17 protein-coding genes and 2 pseudogenes are annotated in these 17,393 nt (G+C 73.1%); 10 read left to right on the forward strand and 9 right to left on the reverse strand.

The genetic code is table 11. The features are described from left to right. Nucleotides 1–353 (reverse strand): annotated as a pseudogene (locus G3I42_RS18835) (hypothetical protein); the annotation flags it as partial. Nucleotides 354–451: 98 nt separating this feature from the next. Further along, nucleotides 452–1,111 (reverse strand): TetR/AcrR family transcriptional regulator, encoded by a 660-nt coding sequence (locus G3I42_RS18840; protein ID WP_164287462.1) that lies wholly within the window; start codon nucleotides 1,109–1,111, stop codon nucleotides 452–454. A gap of 73 nt (nucleotides 1,112–1,184) precedes the next feature. Between G3I42_RS18840 and G3I42_RS18845 the strand changes: the two genes are divergently transcribed. From G3I42_RS18845 to G3I42_RS18855, 3 genes are all read left to right on the forward strand, one after another. Then, nucleotides 1,185–2,336 (forward strand): acyl-CoA dehydrogenase family protein, encoded by a 1,152-nt coding sequence (locus G3I42_RS18845; protein ID WP_164287464.1) that lies wholly within the window; start codon nucleotides 1,185–1,187, stop codon nucleotides 2,334–2,336. Nucleotides 2,337–2,427: 91 nt separating this feature from the next. Next, nucleotides 2,428–2,709: a YiaA/YiaB family inner membrane protein gene (locus G3I42_RS18850; protein ID WP_164287466.1), complete on the forward strand. Its 282-nt coding sequence runs from the start codon at nucleotides 2,428–2,430 to the stop codon at nucleotides 2,707–2,709. Nucleotides 2,710–2,803: 94 nt separating this feature from the next. Then, entirely contained in the window at nucleotides 2,804–3,517 is a 714-nt protein-coding gene (locus G3I42_RS18855; RefSeq protein ID WP_164287468.1) for a TetR/AcrR family transcriptional regulator, read from the forward strand. Between the two features lie 10 nt (nucleotides 3,518–3,527). On the opposite strand, the gene G3I42_RS18860 is transcribed toward G3I42_RS18855, so the two are convergent. Continuing rightward, on the reverse strand, nucleotides 3,528–3,992 hold the full coding sequence (locus G3I42_RS18860; RefSeq protein WP_164287469.1) for a MaoC family dehydratase: 465 nt from the start codon (nucleotides 3,990–3,992) through the stop codon (nucleotides 3,528–3,530). A gap of 149 nt (nucleotides 3,993–4,141) precedes the next feature. Here G3I42_RS18860 and soxR point away from each other — a divergent pair, with 149 nt between their 5' ends. Next, nucleotides 4,142–4,609, forward strand: a complete 468-nt coding sequence (gene soxR / locus G3I42_RS18865; RefSeq protein ID WP_164287471.1) for a redox-sensitive transcriptional activator SoxR — start codon at nucleotides 4,142–4,144, stop codon at nucleotides 4,607–4,609. A gap of 16 nt (nucleotides 4,610–4,625) precedes the next feature. On the opposite strand, the gene G3I42_RS18870 is transcribed toward soxR, so the two are convergent. Continuing rightward, a complete protein-coding gene (locus G3I42_RS18870; protein WP_164287473.1) occupies nucleotides 4,626–5,084 on the reverse strand; it encodes a MarR family transcriptional regulator in 459 nt (152 codons plus the stop codon). A 63-nt stretch (nucleotides 5,085–5,147) separates the two neighbouring features. Here G3I42_RS18870 and G3I42_RS18875 point away from each other — a divergent pair, with 63 nt between their 5' ends. Both G3I42_RS18875 and G3I42_RS18880 read left to right on the forward strand, forming a co-directional pair. Beyond that, entirely contained in the window at nucleotides 5,148–5,516 is a 369-nt protein-coding gene (locus tag G3I42_RS18875) for a VOC family protein (protein WP_164287475.1), read from the forward strand. Nucleotides 5,517–5,633: 117 nt separating this feature from the next. Further along, nucleotides 5,634–6,032 carry a VOC family protein gene (locus G3I42_RS18880; protein WP_164287477.1) on the forward strand — a complete coding sequence of 133 codons (399 nt, stop codon included), beginning with the start codon at nucleotides 5,634–5,636 and terminating at the stop codon, nucleotides 6,030–6,032. A 60-nt stretch (nucleotides 6,033–6,092) separates the two neighbouring features. Here the strand turns inward: G3I42_RS18880 and G3I42_RS18885 are convergent, their stop codons facing one another. Continuing rightward, nucleotides 6,093–6,680, reverse strand: a complete 588-nt coding sequence (locus G3I42_RS18885; protein ID WP_164287479.1) for a hypothetical protein — start codon at nucleotides 6,678–6,680, stop codon at nucleotides 6,093–6,095. A 216-nt stretch (nucleotides 6,681–6,896) separates the two neighbouring features. Between G3I42_RS18885 and G3I42_RS18890 the strand changes: the two genes are divergently transcribed. Continuing rightward, nucleotides 6,897–9,797 carry a penicillin acylase family protein gene (locus G3I42_RS18890; protein ID WP_164287481.1) on the forward strand — a complete coding sequence of 967 codons (2,901 nt, stop codon included), beginning with the start codon at nucleotides 6,897–6,899 and terminating at the stop codon, nucleotides 9,795–9,797. 69 nt (nucleotides 9,798–9,866) lie between these two features. On the opposite strand, the gene G3I42_RS18895 is transcribed toward G3I42_RS18890, so the two are convergent. Then, nucleotides 9,867–11,111 (reverse strand): DUF1343 domain-containing protein, encoded by a 1,245-nt coding sequence (locus tag G3I42_RS18895; RefSeq protein ID WP_164287483.1) that lies wholly within the window; start codon nucleotides 11,109–11,111, stop codon nucleotides 9,867–9,869. 200 nt (nucleotides 11,112–11,311) lie between these two features. Between G3I42_RS18895 and G3I42_RS18900 the strand changes: the two genes are divergently transcribed. From G3I42_RS18900 to G3I42_RS18910, 3 genes and pseudogenes are all read left to right on the forward strand, one after another. Then, nucleotides 11,312–12,073 (forward strand): SDR family NAD(P)-dependent oxidoreductase, encoded by a 762-nt coding sequence (locus G3I42_RS18900; protein WP_164287485.1) that lies wholly within the window; start codon nucleotides 11,312–11,314, stop codon nucleotides 12,071–12,073. Further along, the gene (locus G3I42_RS18905) at nucleotides 12,070–13,722 is read left to right on the forward strand and encodes an AMP-binding protein (RefSeq protein WP_164287487.1); all 1,653 of its coding nucleotides are present in this window, start codon (nucleotides 12,070–12,072) and stop codon (nucleotides 13,720–13,722) included. The genes G3I42_RS18900 and G3I42_RS18905 overlap by 4 nt, the downstream gene beginning before the upstream one ends. Before the next feature lie 35 nt (nucleotides 13,723–13,757). After that, nucleotides 13,758–14,342, forward strand: a pseudogene (locus tag G3I42_RS18910) (TetR/AcrR family transcriptional regulator); the annotation flags it as partial. A gap of 146 nt (nucleotides 14,343–14,488) precedes the next feature. Here the strand turns inward: G3I42_RS18910 and G3I42_RS18915 are convergent. The 3 genes from G3I42_RS18915 to G3I42_RS18925 form a co-directional block, all read right to left on the reverse strand. After that, a complete protein-coding gene (locus tag G3I42_RS18915) occupies nucleotides 14,489–15,703 on the reverse strand; it encodes an acyl-CoA dehydrogenase family protein (RefSeq protein WP_164287489.1) in 1,215 nt (404 codons plus the stop codon). 3 nt (nucleotides 15,704–15,706) lie between these two features. Beyond that, nucleotides 15,707–16,738 (reverse strand): phosphotransferase family protein, encoded by a 1,032-nt coding sequence (locus tag G3I42_RS18920; RefSeq protein WP_164287491.1) that lies wholly within the window; start codon nucleotides 16,736–16,738, stop codon nucleotides 15,707–15,709. 154 nt (nucleotides 16,739–16,892) lie between these two features. Then, the coding region (locus tag G3I42_RS18925) for a phosphotransferase (RefSeq protein ID WP_164287493.1) at nucleotides 16,893–17,393 on the reverse strand (501 nt) is incomplete at its 5' end.

Here is a 17,393-nt window from a genome sequence, read left to right on the forward strand (position 1 = left end):
CGGCGCAGCAGCGCGCCGAGCGGGGTGCGGCGCCCGGCGCGCAGCCGCAGCCGCAGCGGACCCGCCGTCACGCTCCACGCCGAGCCGTCCCGTACGACCTCGACCGGTACGACGCCCACCTCCTCGAAGCGGTACGTGGCCGCGACGAACTCCGCGACGTCCGCGCGCGGCGCGAGCAGCACCCGCCGTCCGTCCGGGCCCGCCACCATCACGTCGCTGAACGCCCCGAACGGGGAGCGCGGCCAGTGCCCGAGCACGAGCCGGGTCCCCGAGGCGGTGCCGAGCCCGGCGATCCAGCCGTCGAAGCGGAGGCGGCGGGGCGGCGGGACGGGGGCGGGCCGGGGTGCGGTCATGCGGGGAAGTCTGGCGGGCGTGAGCGCCGGGGAACGGGAGCACACGCGGAAGACGGGGCGCACGTGCCGGGCGGGGCGCCGGGGCCGGGCCCCGTGCCTCACCCGCTCCCCGGTTCCCCGGCCCCCGCCCCCAGTTCCCCGTACTGCCGCTCGAAGCCGTCGAGCAGCGCGCGCAGGCCCGTCGCGAAGGCGCGTTCGTCCACCGTGCCGCCGCGTTCGGCGAGGAGGTGGGCCTGGCCGAGGTGGGGGTAGTCGGCCGGGTCGTAGGTGTTCTCGTCGGGGACGAAGCCGCCGGCGAAGGAGCCGAGGGCCGAGCCCACCACGTACCAGCGCAGCACCGCGCCGATCGACGTCGCCTGCGCGGGCGGCCAGCCCGCCTCCGTGAGCGCGCCGAAGACCGCGTCCGCGAGCCGCAGGGCCGCCGGGCGGCGCCCGGGGCCGCGCGCGAGGACGGGGGCGAGGTGCGGGTGGCGGGCGAGCGCGGCGCGGTAGGAGCGGGCCCAGTCGTCGAGCGCGGCGCGCCAGGGACGGCCGTCCTCGAACATCGACAGGTCGACCTGGGCGCTCACCGAGTCGGCGACGGCGTCGAGCAGTTCGTCCTTCGTGCCGAAGTGGTTGTAGAGGGAGGGCCCGCTCACCCCGAGTTCCGCCGCGAGCCTGCGCGTGGACAGCGCCGCGAGCCCCTCCGCGTCGACGAGCGCGCGAGCGGCTTCGACGATGCGCCCCGTACTCAGGAGGGGCTTGCGCGGTCGGGCCATGCGGCACATAGTAGGGCCGGACGCTAAAACTAGCGGTGCTAATTAAAGTCTCGTGGAACGGTGGAGGCACGGCGTGGACCTGCGGCTGAGCGAGGAACAGGAGGCGGCCCGCGGCCTGGCGCGGGACTTCGTGGCGCGCGAGGTGGTCCCGTACGTGCGCGAGTGGGACCGCGCCGAGAGCGTCGACCGCGGCATCGTCGCGAAGCTCGGCGAGGTCGGCTTCCTGGGCCTGACGATCGACGAGGAGTACGGGGGCAGCGGCGGCGACCACTTCACGTACTGCCTCGTGACGGAGGAACTGGGCCGTGCCGACTCCTCGGTGCGCGGCATCGTCTCCGTCTCGCTCGGGCTCGTCGCGAAGACGCTCGCCGCGTGGGGCGACGAGGCGCAGAAGCGGCGCTGGCTCCCGGGGCTGACGTCCGGCCGGTCCGTGGGCTGCTTCGCGCTCACCGAGCCGGGCACCGGCTCCGACGCGGGCGCGCTCACCACGCGCGCCGTGCGCGACGGGGACGACTGGCTGCTCACCGGCGGCAAGATGTTCATCACCAACGGCACGTGGGCCGACCTCGCCCTCGTCTTCGCCCGCTCGGGCGACGCGCCCGGGCACAAGGGCGTCTCCGCCTTCCTCGTCCCCACCGACACCCCCGGATTCGAGCGCCGCACCCTGCACGGAAAGCTCGGCCTGCGCGGCCAGGCGACCGCCGAACTCACCCTCGACGGGGTGCGCGTGCCCGGCTCTGCGCTGCTCGGCCCGGAGGGCAAGGGCTTCTCGGTCGCGATGTCCGCGCTCGCCAAGGGCCGCATGTCGGTCGCCGCGGGCTGTGTCGGCATCGCGCAGGCCGCGCTGGACGCCGCGCTCGGCTACGCCAAGGAGCGCGAGCAGTTCGGCAAGCCCATCGCGGGCCACCAGCTCGTGCAGGAACTCCTCGCCGACATCGCCCTCGACGTCGACGCGGCCCGCCTGCTGACCTGGCGCGTCGCCGATCTCATCGACCGGGGCGAGCCCTTCACCGGCGCCGCGTCGCGCGCCAAGCTCTTCGCCTCCGAGGCCGCGGTGCGCGCCGCGAACAACGCGCTCCAAGTGCACGGCGGATACGGCTACATCGACGAGTACCCGGTGGGCAAGCTCCTGCGCGACGCCCGCGTCATGACCCTCTACGAGGGCACGAGCCAGATCCAGAAGCTCCTCATCGGACGGGAGCTGACGGGGGTCTCCGCCTTCTGAGGGCCGGGGCGCCCGGCGGTGACGTCGTGCTCACCCCCGGCTGAGTAGCCGTGCGGATGTCCTTCCGGGCTCCGCGCGGCACGCTCGTGCCATGACCGACACACCCGCCAAGGCCGGGCCCACCGGGGCCTATTTCGGCCAGGCCATCGCCTCCTTCGCCGTCGCGCTGCTCGCCACGGCGCTCGGTATCCTCCGGCTCGAAGCGGACGCGTGGGTGCGGGGTTTCCTCGCCGTCGCCGTCCTCTTCCTCGTCACCTCCGCCTTCACCCTCGCCAAGGTCATCCGCGACCGGCAGGAGGCGGACCGGCTCATCAACCGCGTCGACCAGGCACGTGTCGACAAGCTCCTCGCGGCGAACGACCCCTTCACCTGAGTACCCCACCGTCGGACCACTCACTAAGCGCCCGCTCAGTTTTGGGGTTAGGGTGTGTCTCCGTGAAGCGGTTCCGTACGGGAAGAGGTGGGCGATGAGCGCGGCGCGGCGTCCCGGGGACGGACTGTCGGCCGGGGAGACCCCCGTCGACGCGGCGGAAAACGCCCATGAGGCGGAGGACGCCTACGAGGTGGAGGACGCGCCCTGGGCCGACGTGACGCCCGACGCGGCACGGCGCCTGCTCGTCGCCGCCGTGGAGGCGTTCGCCGAGCGGGGCTTCCACGCCACCACGACGCGCGACATCGCCGGGCGCGCGGGCATGAGCCCCGCCGCGCTCTACATCCACTACCGCACCAAGGAGGAACTGCTCCACCGCATCAGCCGGGTGGGGCACGACAAGTCCCTCGCCGTCCTCAGCGAGGCGGCCGAGAGCCCGGGCGGCGCGGTGCGGCGCCTCGCCGAGTCCGTCCGCGCCTTCGTCCGCTGGCACGCGGCGCACCACACGACGGCCCGCATCGTGCAGTACGAACTCGACGCGCTCGACCCCGGGCACCGCACCGAGATCGTCGCCCTGCGCCGCCGCACCGAGGCGGTCGTCCGGGGCGTCATCGAGGACGGCGTGCGCTCGGGCGCCTTCGACGTGCCGGACGTGCCCGGCACCACGCTCGCCGTGCTCTCGCTGTGCATCGACGTCGCCCGCTGGTTCAACGCGGCCGGGCGCCGCACCCCGGAGCAGATCGGGGACCTGTACGGGGACCTCGTGCTGCGGATGGTGGGGGCGGCGCCGACGGGAAGTGCCGAGAGCTGAGAGCCGGGGCTCAGAGGTAGAAGCGGCTCACCGACTCCGCGACGCACACCGGCTTCTCGCCGCCCTCGCGCTCCACGGTGAAGGCGACCGTGACCTGCACGCCGCCCGTCACCTCGCTCACGTCCGTCACCGTGCCCGTCGCCCGCACGCGCGAGCCGACCGGGACGGGGGCGGGGAAACGGACCTTGTTGGTGCCGTAGTTCACGCCCATCTTGACGCCCGCGAGGCCCATGAGCTGGGGCGCGAAGAGCGGGAGCAGCGAGAGCGTGAGGTAGCCGTGCGCGATCGTCGTGCCGAAGGGGGACTCCTTCGCCGCGCGCTCCGGGTCCACGTGAATCCACTGGTGGTCGCCGGTCGCCTCGGCGAACAGGTCGATGCGCCGCTGGTCGATCTCGATCCAGTCGGTGTACCCGAGCCGGTCCCCGACCGCGCCCTTCAGCTCCTCCGGCGAGGAGAAAACCCTCGGCTCCGCCATGACTGCCACCTTCCGCGAGTATGTCTAAGCGCTTGCTCAGCATCATGGGTCCGGGCTCCGCTGTCAACGGCGGCGGGCGCTGCCGCCCAGGGCGTCCGGGCTCCGCTGTCGACGGCGGCGGGCGCAAGCCCTCCCGTACGCTGGGCCGGGTGCCGCAGATCCCGGAAACCGTGCAGGAACTCACCGTCGGACAGCTCTCCGCGCGCAGCGGGGCGGCCGTCTCCGCGCTCCACTTCTACGAGGCCAAGGGCCTCATCGCGAGCCGCCGCACCTCCGGCAACCAGCGCCGCTACGCGCGCGACACCCTCCGCAGGGTCGCCTTCGTCCGCGCCGCGCAGCGCGTCGGCATCCCGCTCGCCACGATCCGCGAAGCGCTCGCCGGCCTGCCCGAGGAGCGCACCCCGACCGAGGAGGACTGGGCCCGCCTCTCGGAGCGCTGGCGCACCGAACTGGACGACCGCATCCGCCGCCTCCAGCTCCTGCGCGACCACCTGAGCGGCTGCATCGGGTGCGGCTGCCTGTCCCTGGAGACCTGCGTCCTCTCCAACCCGGACGACGTCTACGGCGAGCGCATCACGGGCTCCCAGCTGCTCCAGGCGCGGCGGGAGAAGCGGTAACGCGGGCGGACACGGGTCACGCGCCCTCGTCCGCCGCGCCCAGGGAACGCACCATGCTCCGCAGGGCCCGGAACGCGTCCGACTGCTCGGCCTCCGTCATGCCGGAGAGCATGCGGAGCTCGACGGAACGCACCGCCGCGGTCGCCTTCTCCAGGCTCTGCCGCCCGCGGGGCGTGAGCGTCGCGGGAATGGCCTTCCCGTGCGGCGCCCGCGCGGGCCTGCTCACGTAGCCCTCCCGCTCCAGGTTCTGGAGCAGCACGTTCATCGACTGCCGCGTCACGAACGCGCCGCGCGCCAGCTCGGAGTTCGACAACCCCGGCCGCTGCGCGAGCAGTTCGAGGCACGAGTAGTGCGTCACGGTCATCCCGAGCGGCCGGAGCACCGCCTCCATGGCCGTGCGCAGCGCGCTCGACGCCTCCTTCAGCAGGTAGCCCAGTGACTTGTCCAGGTCGATCCCGGCACCCTTTTGACTCATGTCAGAAGTCTGACATACGGTGAGTCGTGTCAGGCATCTGACACGACACGGAGGAGTACCGCCATGCCCGCCACCGGCCCCGACTTCATCTCGCTCCAGGTACGCGACCTCGACGCCTCGCAGGCGTTCTACGAGCAGTACCTCGGCCTCGTCCGCGCACAATCCGGGCCCCCGCACGCCGTCGTCTTCGACACGAAGCCGATCGCGTTCGCGCTCCGCGACCTCGTCCCCGGCACCGATCTCGCCTCCGTTCCCGAGCCCGGCGTCGGCACCGCGATCTGGCTCCACGCCACCGGCGTCCAGGACATCCACGACGCCCTCGCCGCCGACGGTCACACCATCGTCTCCCCGCCGGTCGACGGCCCCTTCGGCCGCACCTTCGCCTTCGCCGACCCCGACGGCTACCGGATCACCCTCCACGACCGCGCCTGACCCGCCCCGGCGCGGCCGGGCCGCGGCGTGGGGTCTGGCGGAGGCGGGACGGCGGGGGCAGAGTGGACGCGCCCCGCCCGGCCCGCCTCACCCGGCCCTCTCGCACAGGAGTCCCCCATGACCTCCGGCATCCCGCCCGCCCGTCCCGGCCGGCCCCCGCTGTTCCTCAGCGGTGTCGTGCTCGACGCGCCGGACCCGCTGGCGCTCGCCGGGTTCTACCAGCGCCTGCTGGGCTGGCCGTTGACGCAGCAGGAGGAGGGCTGGGCGAAGCTCGTGCCGGACGGCGGCGGTACGGGGATCTCCTTCCAGGCCGAGCCCTCGTACACCCCGCCCGTGTGGCCCGCCGAGCCCGGCGCCCAGCAGATGCAGACGCACCTCGACTTCCAGGTCGACGACCTCGCCGCCGCCGAGGCGCACGCGCTCTCCTGCGGCGCCCGCCTCGCCGCGTACCAGCCGCAGGACGACGTACGCGTGCTCATCGACCCGGTCGGCCACCCGTTCTGCGTGTTCCTGTAGCCGTACCTCGCACCCACCGGTCGCGTACGCCCCACCCCGCCGGCCGTACGCGGCCCCGCCTCACACCCCCACCAGCGCCCGCCCCTCCCCGCGCGCCCGCCGTACCGCCGCCGCGCTCAGCGCCGGGAGCGGGACCGTGATGCCGCAGCCCGTGCAGAGCGGTGCCACGTCCTCGCGCCAGCGCAGCGCGTCGCTTCCGCACACCGGGCACCGCTCGCCCGGTTCCCGCTCCAGGGCCGCGATGAGCCGCCCGAGCACCTCGGGCAGCGGCGCGTCCGGGTGCGTGCCGGGGTCCGCGCACCACGCGATGCCGAAACCGCCCCACGTGCGCCGGTGCCAGTCGTCCACCGCGCCCGGGCGGCGCAGCCCCGCCCGCTTCTCGGCCCGCCGCCTGACCGCGAAGGCCCGTTCGTACGCGAGCCACACCTCGCGCGCCCGCTCCAGCTCGTCCACCGCGCCCCGCAGCCGCGCGGGGTCGGGGGCGCGGTCCTCGGGGCCGAAGCCCCAGCGCGCGCACAGGTGGTCCCACGTCGCCCGGTGCCCGTAAGGGGCGAAGATCTCCAGGCACTTGCGCAGACTCCAGCGCCGCAGTGCCAAATCCGCCCGCGGGTCGCGGGCCTGTCTCGCGAGACTCCGGAATCCGGCCATCAGCCTTGCACCTCCGTCATCCGTACCGGCACCGCTCTCGGGGTGCTGTCGTTCGGACGAGGCAGCCCCTCGATCGGCTCCCTCGAAGAAGCGGCGGCTTTGCGACGATCCTGCGAACAGGTCCACCGACCCATGCCCACGCTGGGCGTACCGGCGGTAACCTCCCGCTCACCCTTGTCGGGAACCTCCCCCTCAGCGGGGGCGATTGGAGCCAGGATGCGGAGCCGCACCCCCCACCACGGCCGCCTTGCCGGCCGTGGCCCAGCGCACCACACCCGTACCACCGTCTCGTCCCGCGTCACCCGTACCACGCGAAGAACCACCACCTTCGTCGCCGCCGCCGTGTTCGCGCTCACCGCGGGCCTGTTGAGTCCGCTCGCGGCCGGGACCGCCGTCGCCGCCGGTGACCCGGACGACTACTGCGACCAGCAGTGCGCGGACATCCTGCCGCCGGGAACCAATGGCAACGCGACACTCGCCGAGATCCTCGCCCACAAGGTCTTCGGCACCCAGCCGAAGCACGCCGAGGATCAGCTCGCCACCTATGACTCCCTGTCGTCCGGGTACCCCTCGCTCACCGACGCACAGCTCGGAAATTTCTTCGACGACGCCTCCTTCGGGGTGAGCAAGGCGGACACCGAGTCCGTGACCTCGCCGCGCGACGACGTCACGATCACGCGCGACAAGAAGTACGGCATCCCGCACATCAAGGGCACGACGCGCTACGGCACCGAGTTCGGCGCCGGGTACGCGGCCGGCCAGGACCGCCTGTGGCTCATCGACCTCTTCCGGCACATCGGCCGCGGCGAGCTGACCTCCTTCGCGGGCGGCGCGCTCGCCAACCAGGGCCTGGAGCAGGAGTTCTGGCCGCAGGCCCCGTACACGGAGGACGACCTCCAGAAGCAGGTCGACTACATCCGCGGCCACAACGGGGCGCGCGGCGAGCAGGCCATGAACGACGCGCAGGCGTACATCGACGGCCTCAACGCCTACCGCGAGAAGGCGAAGAAGGGCCGCTACTTCCCCGGCGAGTACGACCTCACGGGCAAGATCGACCCGATCACCAACGCCGGTGACATCGAGCCCTTCAAGGTCACGGACATGATCGCGCTCGCCTCCGTCGTCGGCGGGCTCTTCGGCAACGGCGGCGGCGGCGAGGTCGACCAAGCGCTCTCGCTGCTCTCGGCGCAGCAGAAGTACGGCGTCGAGAAGGGCACCCGGGTCTGGGAGTCCTTCCGCCAGCGCGACGACCCCGAGACCGTCGCCACGATCCACGACGGCACGGCCTTCCCGTACGCCGAGAAGCCCGCGAACGCCGCCGGGCTCGCCATGCCCGACGCGGGCTCCGTCACGAAGGAACCCCTCCTCTTCGACCGCACGGGCAGCGCCGCCCAGGCCAAGCCGGCGAAGGACCCGGTGACGGCGCCGAAGAGCCTCAAGCCCTTGCAGGGCGTCTTCGACGACGGCGTCCTGCCGAGCGACCTCTTCTCCGGGGACGCGAGCAAGAAGGGCATGTCCAACGCGCTGCTCGTCTCCGGCAAGAGGACCGCGAGCGGCCATCCGGTCGCCGTCTTCGGCCCGCAGACCGGCTACTTCGCGCCGCAACTGCTCATGCAGCAGGAGCTCCAGGGCCCCGGCATCAGCGCGCGCGGCGTCTCCTTCGCGGGCGTCGGCATGTACATCCAGCTCGGGCGCGGCCAGGACTACTCGTGGTCGGCGACGAGCGCGGGCCAGGACATCACCGACACGTACGCGGTCGAGCTGTGCAACGCGGACGGCTCGGCGGCCACCAAGGACTCCACCGGCTACCGCTACCACGGCACCTGCACGCCGATGGAGAAGCTGGAACGCGTCAACTCCTGGAACCCGACCCTCGCGGACTCCACCGCGAAGGGCTCGTACCGCATGCAGGTCTTCCGCACCAAGTACGGCATCGTGACCCACCGCGCCACGGTCGGCGGCAAGCCCGTCGCGTACACCTCGCTGCGCTCCACGTACCGGCACGAGGCCGATTCGATCGTCGGCTTCCAGATGCTCAACGACCCCGGCTACGTCAAGGACGCCAAGAGCTTCCAGGACGCCGCGAGCCACATCGCCTACGCCTTCAACTGGTTCTACGCCGACTCGCGCGACATCGCCTACTACAACTCGGGCTCCAACCCCGTGCGCGCCGCGAATGTCGACGCCACCTTCCCGGTGAAGGCCGAACCCGCCTACGAGTGGAAGGACTTCGACCCCACCGACAACACCTCCGCCCTCACCCCGCCGGACCAGCACCCGCAGTCCGTGAACCAGGACTACTACGTCTCCTGGAACAACAAGCAGGCCAAGGGCTACACGGCCGCCAACCTGAGCCTCGGCGCCGTGCACCGCGCCGACCTCCTGGACGACCGGGTCAAGGCGCTCGCGGACAAGGGCGGCGTCACGCGCGCCTCGCTCACCCGCGCCATGGCCGACGCGGCCGTCACCGACCTGCGCGGCGAGGACGTCCTGCCCACGCTCCTCGAGGTGATCCGCAGCCAGCCGGTCACCGACCCGCAACAGGCCGCGGCGATCCAGCAGTTGGAGTCCTGGCTCGACGACGGGGCACAGCGCAAGGAGACGTCGAAGGGCTCGAAGTCGTACGGGCACAGCGATGCCGTGCGGATCATGGACGCGTGGTGGCCGCGCCTGGTCGAGGCCGAGTTCAAGCCCGGGCTCGGCGACGGGCTCTACGCCTCGCTCACCTCGCTCCTCACCGTCGACGAGTCCCCCTCCGCCGCGCACGGCCCGACCGGCGCGCACGCGGGGTCCGCGTTCCAGTACGGCTGGTGGGGCTACGTCTCCAAGGACCTGCGCGCCGTGCTCGGCGACAAGGTCGAGGGCCCGCTCGGCGCCACGTACTGCGGCGCCGGCGACCTGAGCGCCTGCCGTACGACGCTCCTCACGACCCTCGCGCAGGCCGCCGCCGTCCCCGCCGACCAGGTCTACCCGGGGGACGACTCCTGCGGGGCGGGCGACCAGTGGTGCTCGGACGCGATCATCCACCGCGCCCTCGGCGGCATCACGCACGGGGCCTTCCAGTGGCAGAACCGGCCCACCTACCAGCAGGTCGTGGAGTACCCGCGCCACCGCTGAGGCACGGCTGAGGTACGGGGGAGGGGCGGCGACCCGCATGGGCGCCGCCCCTCGCCCCTCCCCGCGTCCTCACCTGTACAGCAGGTACTTACGCCGCGTCCGCCGGAAGCGCGCCAGCTCCGCCGCCCACGCCGCCGTGATCGCGTCCGTGCCCGCCCCCGCGTCGACCATCGTCCGCACGGTCGTGGACCCGCTCAGCCGGTCGATCGCCAGGTCCTCGCGCCACGCGAAGTCCGGCCACACCTTCTTCGCGGTCACGAGCAGCCCGATCCCGGTCCGTACCGGCTCGAAGCGCTCGCGATCCGTGACGTGCACCTGCACCCCGCCGATCGTCTCGCCCGTGAACTTCGAGAACGAGGGCGCGAAGTACGCCTCCCGGAAGCGCACCCCGGGCAGGCCCAGCGCGTTCGCCTCCGCCGCCCAGCGCGCGTCGATCCCCTTCGCGCCGAGGAGTTCGAAGGGCCGCGTCGTGCCGCGCCCCTCGGAGAGCGTCGTGCCCTCGAACAGGCACGTGCCCGGGTAGACGAGCGCCGTGTCCGGGGTCGGCATGTTCGGGCTCGGCGGCACCCACGGCAGCCCGCTCGCGTCGAAGAAGTCCGTACGCCGCCAGCCCCGCATCAGCACCGTCTCCAGGCGCACGGGCTTCGCCAGGAACTCCCCGTTGAAGAGCCGCGCCAGCTCGGCGACCGTCATCCCGTGCTGCTGCGCGATCGGCTCGCGCCCCACGAAACTCGCGAACTCCTCGTGCAGCACCGGCCCGTACGCGTCCCGGCCGCCCAGCGGGTTGGGCCGGTCGAGCACGACGAACCGCTTCCCCGCGAGCGCCGCCGCCTCCATGCAGTCGTACAGGGTCCAGATGTACGTGTAGAAGCGCGCCCCCGCGTCCTGGATGTCGAACACCACCGTGTCCACGCCCGAGGCCGTGAAGACGTCCGCGAGCGCCTGACCGCTCTTCAGGTACGTGTCGTAGACGGGCAGCCCGGTCGCCGGGTCCGTGCTCCTCCCCTCCGAGCCGCCCGCCTGCGCCGTGCCGCGGAAACCGTGCTCGGGCCCGAAGACCGCCGTGAGCCGCACGCGCGGCTCGGCGTGCAGTACGTCCACGAGGTGGCGCAGGTCCCGTGTCACCCCCGTCGGGTTGGTGACGAGCCCGACCGTCCTGCCCGCGAGCAGGCGGTAGCCGTCCTCCGCGAGGACCTCGAATCCGGTACGGGTGCCACGCGGCGCGGCGGCGGCGGAGGGGCCGAGCGCCGGGGTGAGCGCGCCCGCGCCCGCGAGACCGCCCGCCGCCAACAGCCCTCTTCTGGACAGGTTCATGCCATGCCTTCCAAGATCGCCGGGTACTCGTGTGCCCCGCACGCTAACCCCTGCCACCCCGCGTGACCATGCTTCCCGCGCTCTTGTCGCACCCCTTCCCCCACGACATACCGACTGGTTAGTCTGCCCGGAACGGGCCGGGGCGACAGGCAGGGCGCTCCCGGTCCGCGTCTCAGCGTCGAGTCGAAGGAGACCCGCTCGTGGAATCCCTGAAGGACGCCGCCGTCGTCGTGACCGGCGCGGGAGCCGGGATCGGCGCGGCGCTCGCCCGCCGGTTCGCCGCCGAGGGCGCGCGGGTCGCCGTCAACGACCGCGATCCCGAACGCGCGGCGGCCGTCGCCGAGGAGATCGGCGGGCTCGCGGTCCCCGGCGACGCCGGAACGGTCGCCGGGAGGGCCCGCGAGGCGCTCGGCGGGCGCGTCGACGTCTACTGTGCCAACGCGGGCGTCGGCGACCCCGGCACCGAGGCCGCCCCGGCCGAGGCGTGGGCCCGCGCCTGGGACCTCAACGTCATGGCCCACGTCCGCGCCGCCGAGACTCTCCTCCCCGGCTGGCTGGAGCGCGGCACCGGCCGCTTCGTCTCGACCGTCTCCGCGGCCGGGCTCCTCACCATGATCGGCTCGGCCCCGTACAGCGTCACCAAGCACGGCGCCCTCGCCTTCGCCGAGTGGCTCTCCGTCACGTACCGCCACCGCGGGCTGCGCGTGCACGCCGTGTGCCCCGAGGGCGTCCGCACCGAGATGCTCGACGCGGCCGGGAGCGCGGGCGACCTCGTCCTGCGGCCCACCGCCGTCGAGCCCGCCGCCGTCGCCGACGCGCTCTTCGCCGCGATGGCTGAGGACCGCTTCCTCGTCCTCCCGCACCCGGGCACCGCCGCCTACTACCGCGCCCGCGCCGCGGACCCGGACGCCTGGCTCACCTCCATGAACCACCTGCAACAGAAGTGGGAGGCCGCGAAGTGACCCCGTCCCCCTACGCGGCGAAGCCCTGGCTCGGCGTGCTCAACGAGGCCCAGCGCCGCCCCGTGACCCCGCCGCACTCGACCGTCCACGCCTTCCTCGCCGTCGCCGCCGCGCACCCGGAGCGCACCGCGCTCGCCTACTTCGACGGCCGCCTCACCTACGCGCGGACCGAGGCCCTGTCCGCCTCCGTCGCGGGGCACCTCGCCGCGCGCGGCATCCGCCCCGGCGACCGCGTCGCGCTCATGCTCCAGAACACGCCGCACTTCGTCCTCGCCCTCCTCGGCGCCTGGCGCGCGGGCGCCGTCGTCGTGCCCGTCAACCCGATGTACACGACAGGCGAGGTACGGCACGTCCTCGGCGACGCCGGGGTGAGCGCCCTCGTCTGTTCCGACCGCGCCTGGGAGAAGTACCTGCGCGAGGCCGTCGAGGGCAGCCCCGTACGGTTCGCGCTCACCGCCGACGAGCACGGCTTCCAGACCCGTGAGGACGCCCGCGTGCTCACCTGGGAGGCCCTGCCGCGCCCCGCCGACACCGAGGACCTGGCCGAGATCGCCCGCGCCGGGCACGCGGCCCCGGACCTCGTCCTCCCCGGCGGCGCCGACACCGCCCTCATCAGCTACACCTCCGGCACGAGCGGCAGGCCCAAGGGCGCCACCAACACGCACGCGAACATCGCCTACAACGCCGAGCGCCAGCGCACCGGGTCCGGCATCCCCGAGGGCGCCGGCTACTTCGCGCTCGCGCCGCTCTTCCACATCACCGGCATGGTCTGCGAACTCGCCGCCTGCCTCCTGAACGCGGGAACGCTGATCCTCACGTACCGCTTCGAGCCCGGCACCGTGCTCGACGCCTTCGCCGAGCACCGCCCCGCCTACACCGTCGGCCCGGCGACCGCCTTCATGGCTCTCGCGGCCCGGCCCGAGGCGACCCGCGAGCACTTCGCCTCCTTCACCTACATCGCCTCGGGCGGCGCCCCGCTCCCGCCCGCCCTGGTCGACGGCTTCGCCGAACGCTTCGGCCCCTACGTCCACAACGGCTACGGCCTCACCGAGTGCACCGCCCCCTGCGCCTCCGTGCCCCCGGGCCGCCGCGCCCCCGTCGACGCCGAGTCCGGCACCCTCGCGGTCGGCGTGCCGGGACCCGAGACCGTCGTGCGCATCCTCGACGACGAGGGCCGGGAGGTACCGCTCGGCGCGAGCGGCGAGATCGTCGTGAGCGGTCCGCAGGTCGTCCCCGGGTACTGGCAGCGCCCCGAGGCGACCGCCGAGACCTTCCCCGGCGGCGAACTGCGCACCGGGGACATCGGCATCATGGACGCGGACGGCTGGCTCTACGTCGTCGACCGCAAGAAGGACATGATCAACGCCTCGGGCTTCAAGGTCTGGCCGCGCGAGGTCGAGGACGTCCTGTACACCCACCCCGCCGTGCGCGAGGCCGCCGTCGTCGGCGTGCCCGACTCCTACCGCGGCGAGTCCGTCAAGGCGTACGTGAGCCTGCGCCCCGACAGCACCGCGGACGCCGCCGCGCTCGTCGCGCACTGCCGCGAGCGCCTCGCCGCGTACAAGTACCCGCGCGAGGTCGAGATCCTGCCCGAGCTGCCGAAGACGACGAGTGGGAAGATTCTGCGGCGGGAACTGCGTTCCCGCTAGAACGAGCGTGACGAGAGCGAGAGGCGGCGGCAGCGGTGGCCAGGACGACGGAGGGGGACGGCACCCCCGTGCCCCAGCGGCTGCTCGCCGCCGCGACGCGGCTCTTCGCCGAGCAGGGCTACGACCGCACCTCGGTGCAGGAGATCGTGGAGGCGGCGGGGGTCACCAAGGGCGCCCTCTACCACTACTTCGGGTCGAAGGAGGACCTCCTCCAGGAGGTCTACGCCCGCGTCCTGCGCCTCCAGCAACAGCGTCTCGACACGTACGTGAACGCGGACGGGCCGGTCGCCGACCGCCTGCGCGCGGCGGCGGCCGACGTCGTCGTCACCACGATCGAGAACCTCGACGACGCCGCGATCTTCTTCCGCTCGATGCACCACCTGAGCCCCGAGAAGAACAAGGAAGTCCGCGCCGAACGCCGCCGCTACCACGAACGCTTCCGCGCCCTCATCGAGCTGGGCCAGAAGGAGGGCGTCTTCTCCACGGCCACCCCCGCCGACCTGGTGGTCGACTACCACTTCGGCTCGGTCCACCACCTGGCCACCTGGTACAAACCGGGCGGCCCGATGGGCCCCCAGGAAGTGGCGGACCACTTGGCGGACCTGCTGCTGAGGGCGCTGAGCAATCCCGCACCAAATTCGCGACCGGCACCAAACTCCAGCCCGTCTGGGGGTACCTCCCGGCCGAAGGCTGGGGGAGTTTGAGGACACCGCGCGAAGCGCAAAAGAGGGCCCGCCCCGCAAGGGGCGGACCCCACGGCCCGGGTTCACACGAACCGTTTCAACTCCCGCCGCGCGAGCGACCGCTGATGCACCTCGTCCGGCCCGTCCGCCAGCCGCAACGTCCGCGCGGCGGCCCACAACTCGGCGAGCGGATAGTCCTGGCTCACCCCACCCGCCCCGTACAACTGCACCGCCTTGTCGAGAATCCCGACCACCGTCCGCGGCGTCGCGATCTTGATCGACTGGATCTCGGTGTGCGCCCCCTTGTTCCCCACCGTGTCCATGAGCCACGCCGTCTTCAGCACGAGCAGCCGCAACTGCTCCACCGCGACCCGCGCGTCCGCGATCCACTCGCCCACGACGCCCTGCGCGGCGAGCGGCTTCCCGAAGGCCGTACGGGACACCGCCCGCTCGCACATGAGGTCGATCGCCCGCTCGGCCATGCCGATGAGCCGCATGCAGTGGTGGATGCGCCCCGGGCCGAGCCGCGCCTGCGCGATCGCGAAGCCGCCGCCCTCCTCGCCGACCAGGTTCCCGGCGGGGACCCGCGCGTGGTCGAAGACGACCTCCGCGTGCCCGCCGTGCGCGTGGTCCTGGAAGCCGTACACCGACATCGCGCGCCGCACCTCGACGCCCGGCGTGTCGCGCGGGACGAGGATCATCGACTGCTGGCGGCGGAGGTCGGGCCCGTCCGGGTCGGTCTTGCCCATCACGATGAAGATCGCGCAGTCCGGGTTCATCGCCCCGGAGATGTACCACTTGCGCCCGGTGACGACGTACGCGTCCCCGTCGCGCTCGATACGCGTCTCGATGTTCGTCGCGTCCGAGGAGGCCACCTCCGGCTCCGTCATCGCGAAGGCCGAGCGGATTTCGCCCGCGAGCAGCGGTTCCAGCCACCGCTTCTTCTGCTCCTCGGTGCCGAACTGGTGCAGCACCTCCATGTTCCCCGTGTCGGGCGCGGCGCAGTTCGTCGCGAGCGGCGCGAGGTGCGGGCTGCGCCCGGTGATCTCGGCGAGCGGCGCGTACTGGAGGTTCGTCAGCCCGGCCCCGTACGCGCTGTCGGGCAGGAACAGGTTCCACAGGCCCTGTCGCCGCGCCTCGGCCTTCAGCTCCCGGACGACGTCCGTCGTGCGCCACGGCGAGTCGAGCGCGGCGCGCTGGACGGCGTCGGTCTGCTCGGCCGGATAGACGTGCGCGTCCATGAAGGCGAGGAGCTTCGCGCGCAGTTCCTCGGTGCGCGCGTCGAAAGCGAAGTCCATGGATCAGCCCTCCTTGAGGGTGGTGAGGCCGTGACGCAGGAAGACGGGGACGAGTTCGCCGATGCGGTCGAAGCCCGCGCCGACGGTCTGCCCGCGCGTGAAGCGGTAGTGGATGCCCTCAAGGATCACGGCGAGCTTGAACCAGGCGAAGGCCGTGTACCAGGACAGCGCGGAGACGTCGCGGCCCGAGCGGGCCGCGTACCGCTCGATCAGCTCGCCGGGCAGCGGGTAGCCGGGCGCGGACGCGCTCGTCGCGATGGGCGAGCCCGGCAGCTCCAGCGGCGTGCTGTACATCGCGAGGAGGCCGAGGTCGGTCAGCGGGTCGCCGAGCGTGGACATCTCCCAGTCCAGTACGGCGGTGATGCGGTCGTCCGCGTCCACGAGGACGTTGTCGAGCCGGTAGTCGCCGTGCACGACCGTCGGCGCGGGGGAGCGGGGCAGCCGCGCGGCAAGGGCTTCCTGGAGCTGGTCGATGCCCGGCAGCTCGCGGCTGCGCGAGGCGTCGAGCTGCTTCGCCCAGCGGCGCAACTGCCGCTCCAGGAAGCCGTCCGGGTGCCCGAAGTCGCCGAGCCCGGCCGCCTCCGGGTCCACCGCGTGCAGGTCCACGAGCGTGTCCACGAGCGAGAGCACGGTGGCACGCGTGCGCTCCGGGCCGAGCCCGGCGAGCTCGTCGGCGGTGCGGTACGGGGTGCCCTCGACGAAGTCCATGACGTAGAACGGCGCCCCGAGCACCGCCTCCGCCGCCTCGCCCTCGCACAGCAGCACGGTCGGCGGCACCGGCACGGGCGTCCCCGCGAGCGCCGTCATCACCCGGTACTCGCGGCGCATGTCGTGCGCCGTCGCGAGCACGTGGCCCAGCGGCGGGCGCCGGACGACCCAGCGGCGCGCCCCGTCCGTCACCGCGTACGTCAGATTGGACCGGCCGCCCTCGATGAGCCGCGCCCGCAGCGGGCCCGCCACGAGCCCGGGCCGTTCCCGGTCCAGGTACGCGCGCAGCCGCCCGGGGTCCAGGCCCGGCGGGGGGTCCTCACTCATGCTCGACTCCTTCACTGGCTCCAAGGCTCTGCCACTGTCCCCGGGCACTGCCCGTGTTCCCGAGGCTCTTCCGGATCATCATGCCGACTAGTCGGTATGTCGTCCAGAGGGGGCACCGTGATCCCTCGCACGGGGCCGGGCCGCCGGTCGGTGCTCAGCCCTCCTGGCCGAGCAGCGCGTCGAGCCGCGCCGCCTGCGCCCGCACGGTGCCGCGCGGGTTGCGCGGGCGCGCCGGGTCGTCGCGGGTGAGCAGGAGCAGCCAGACGAGGGCGATCAGCCGCCGGCACTCCAGCAGCCTGATCCGCTCGCCCGCGTCCAGCGGCACGAGGCCGAGGAACTCCTCGGCGTCGAAGACGGTGCCGGGGTCGACCCACGAGCCGACGTGCTCGGTGATCTCGGCGAGTTCGAAGGCCCGGTCGCTGCGGCCCGACTCCTCGAAGTCGACGACGCGCACCCGCTCCCCGTCCCACAGGAAGTTGGCGAGGTTCCCGTCGCCCTGCCCGAGTACGGGTTCGAGCCCCGCCTCCTCGGCGACCGCGGGCCAGGGCCGCTCCAGCCAGCGCATCCCCTCGGCGAGCACGGCGGCCACGGCGGGCTCCCGCGCGGCGGGGGTGCGGCGCGCGTACCACTGGCGTATCCGCGCGGTCGCCTCGGC

The sequence above is a fragment of the Streptomyces sp. SID11385 genome, assembly GCF_010548245.1.
Taxonomy (GTDB): Bacteria; Actinomycetota; Actinomycetes; order Streptomycetales; family Streptomycetaceae; genus Streptomyces.

What these genes read in the sequence shown, in the direction of transcription:
- G3I42_RS18840 (WP_164287462.1), bottom strand. Translation starts at nt 1,111, where the DNA reads ATGGCCCGACCGCGCAAGCCCCTCCTGAGTACGGGGCGCATCGTCGAA.
- G3I42_RS18850 (WP_164287466.1), top strand. Translation starts at nt 2,428, where the DNA reads ATGACCGACACACCCGCCAAGGCCGGGCCCACCGGGGCCTATTTCGGC.
- G3I42_RS18855 (WP_164287468.1), top strand. Translation starts at nt 2,804, where the DNA reads ATGAGCGCGGCGCGGCGTCCCGGGGACGGACTGTCGGCCGGGGAGACC.
- G3I42_RS18860 (WP_164287469.1), bottom strand. Translation starts at nt 3,992, where the DNA reads ATGGCGGAGCCGAGGGTTTTCTCCTCGCCGGAGGAGCTGAAGGGCGCG.
- G3I42_RS18870 (WP_164287473.1), bottom strand. Translation starts at nt 5,084, where the DNA reads ATGAGTCAAAAGGGTGCCGGGATCGACCTGGACAAGTCACTGGGCTAC.
- G3I42_RS18875 (WP_164287475.1), top strand. Translation starts at nt 5,148, where the DNA reads ATGCCCGCCACCGGCCCCGACTTCATCTCGCTCCAGGTACGCGACCTC.
- G3I42_RS18880 (WP_164287477.1), top strand. Translation starts at nt 5,634, where the DNA reads ATGACCTCCGGCATCCCGCCCGCCCGTCCCGGCCGGCCCCCGCTGTTC.
- G3I42_RS18885 (WP_164287479.1), bottom strand. Translation starts at nt 6,680, where the DNA reads ATGGCCGGATTCCGGAGTCTCGCGAGACAGGCCCGCGACCCGCGGGCG.
- G3I42_RS18890 (WP_164287481.1), top strand. Translation starts at nt 6,897, where the DNA reads ATGCGGAGCCGCACCCCCCACCACGGCCGCCTTGCCGGCCGTGGCCCA.
- G3I42_RS18895 (WP_164287483.1), bottom strand. Translation starts at nt 11,111, where the DNA reads ATGAACCTGTCCAGAAGAGGGCTGTTGGCGGCGGGCGGTCTCGCGGGC.
- G3I42_RS18915 (WP_164287489.1), bottom strand. Translation starts at nt 15,703, where the DNA reads ATGGACTTCGCTTTCGACGCGCGCACCGAGGAACTGCGCGCGAAGCTC.
- G3I42_RS18920 (WP_164287491.1), bottom strand. Translation starts at nt 16,738, where the DNA reads ATGAGTGAGGACCCCCCGCCGGGCCTGGACCCCGGGCGGCTGCGCGCG.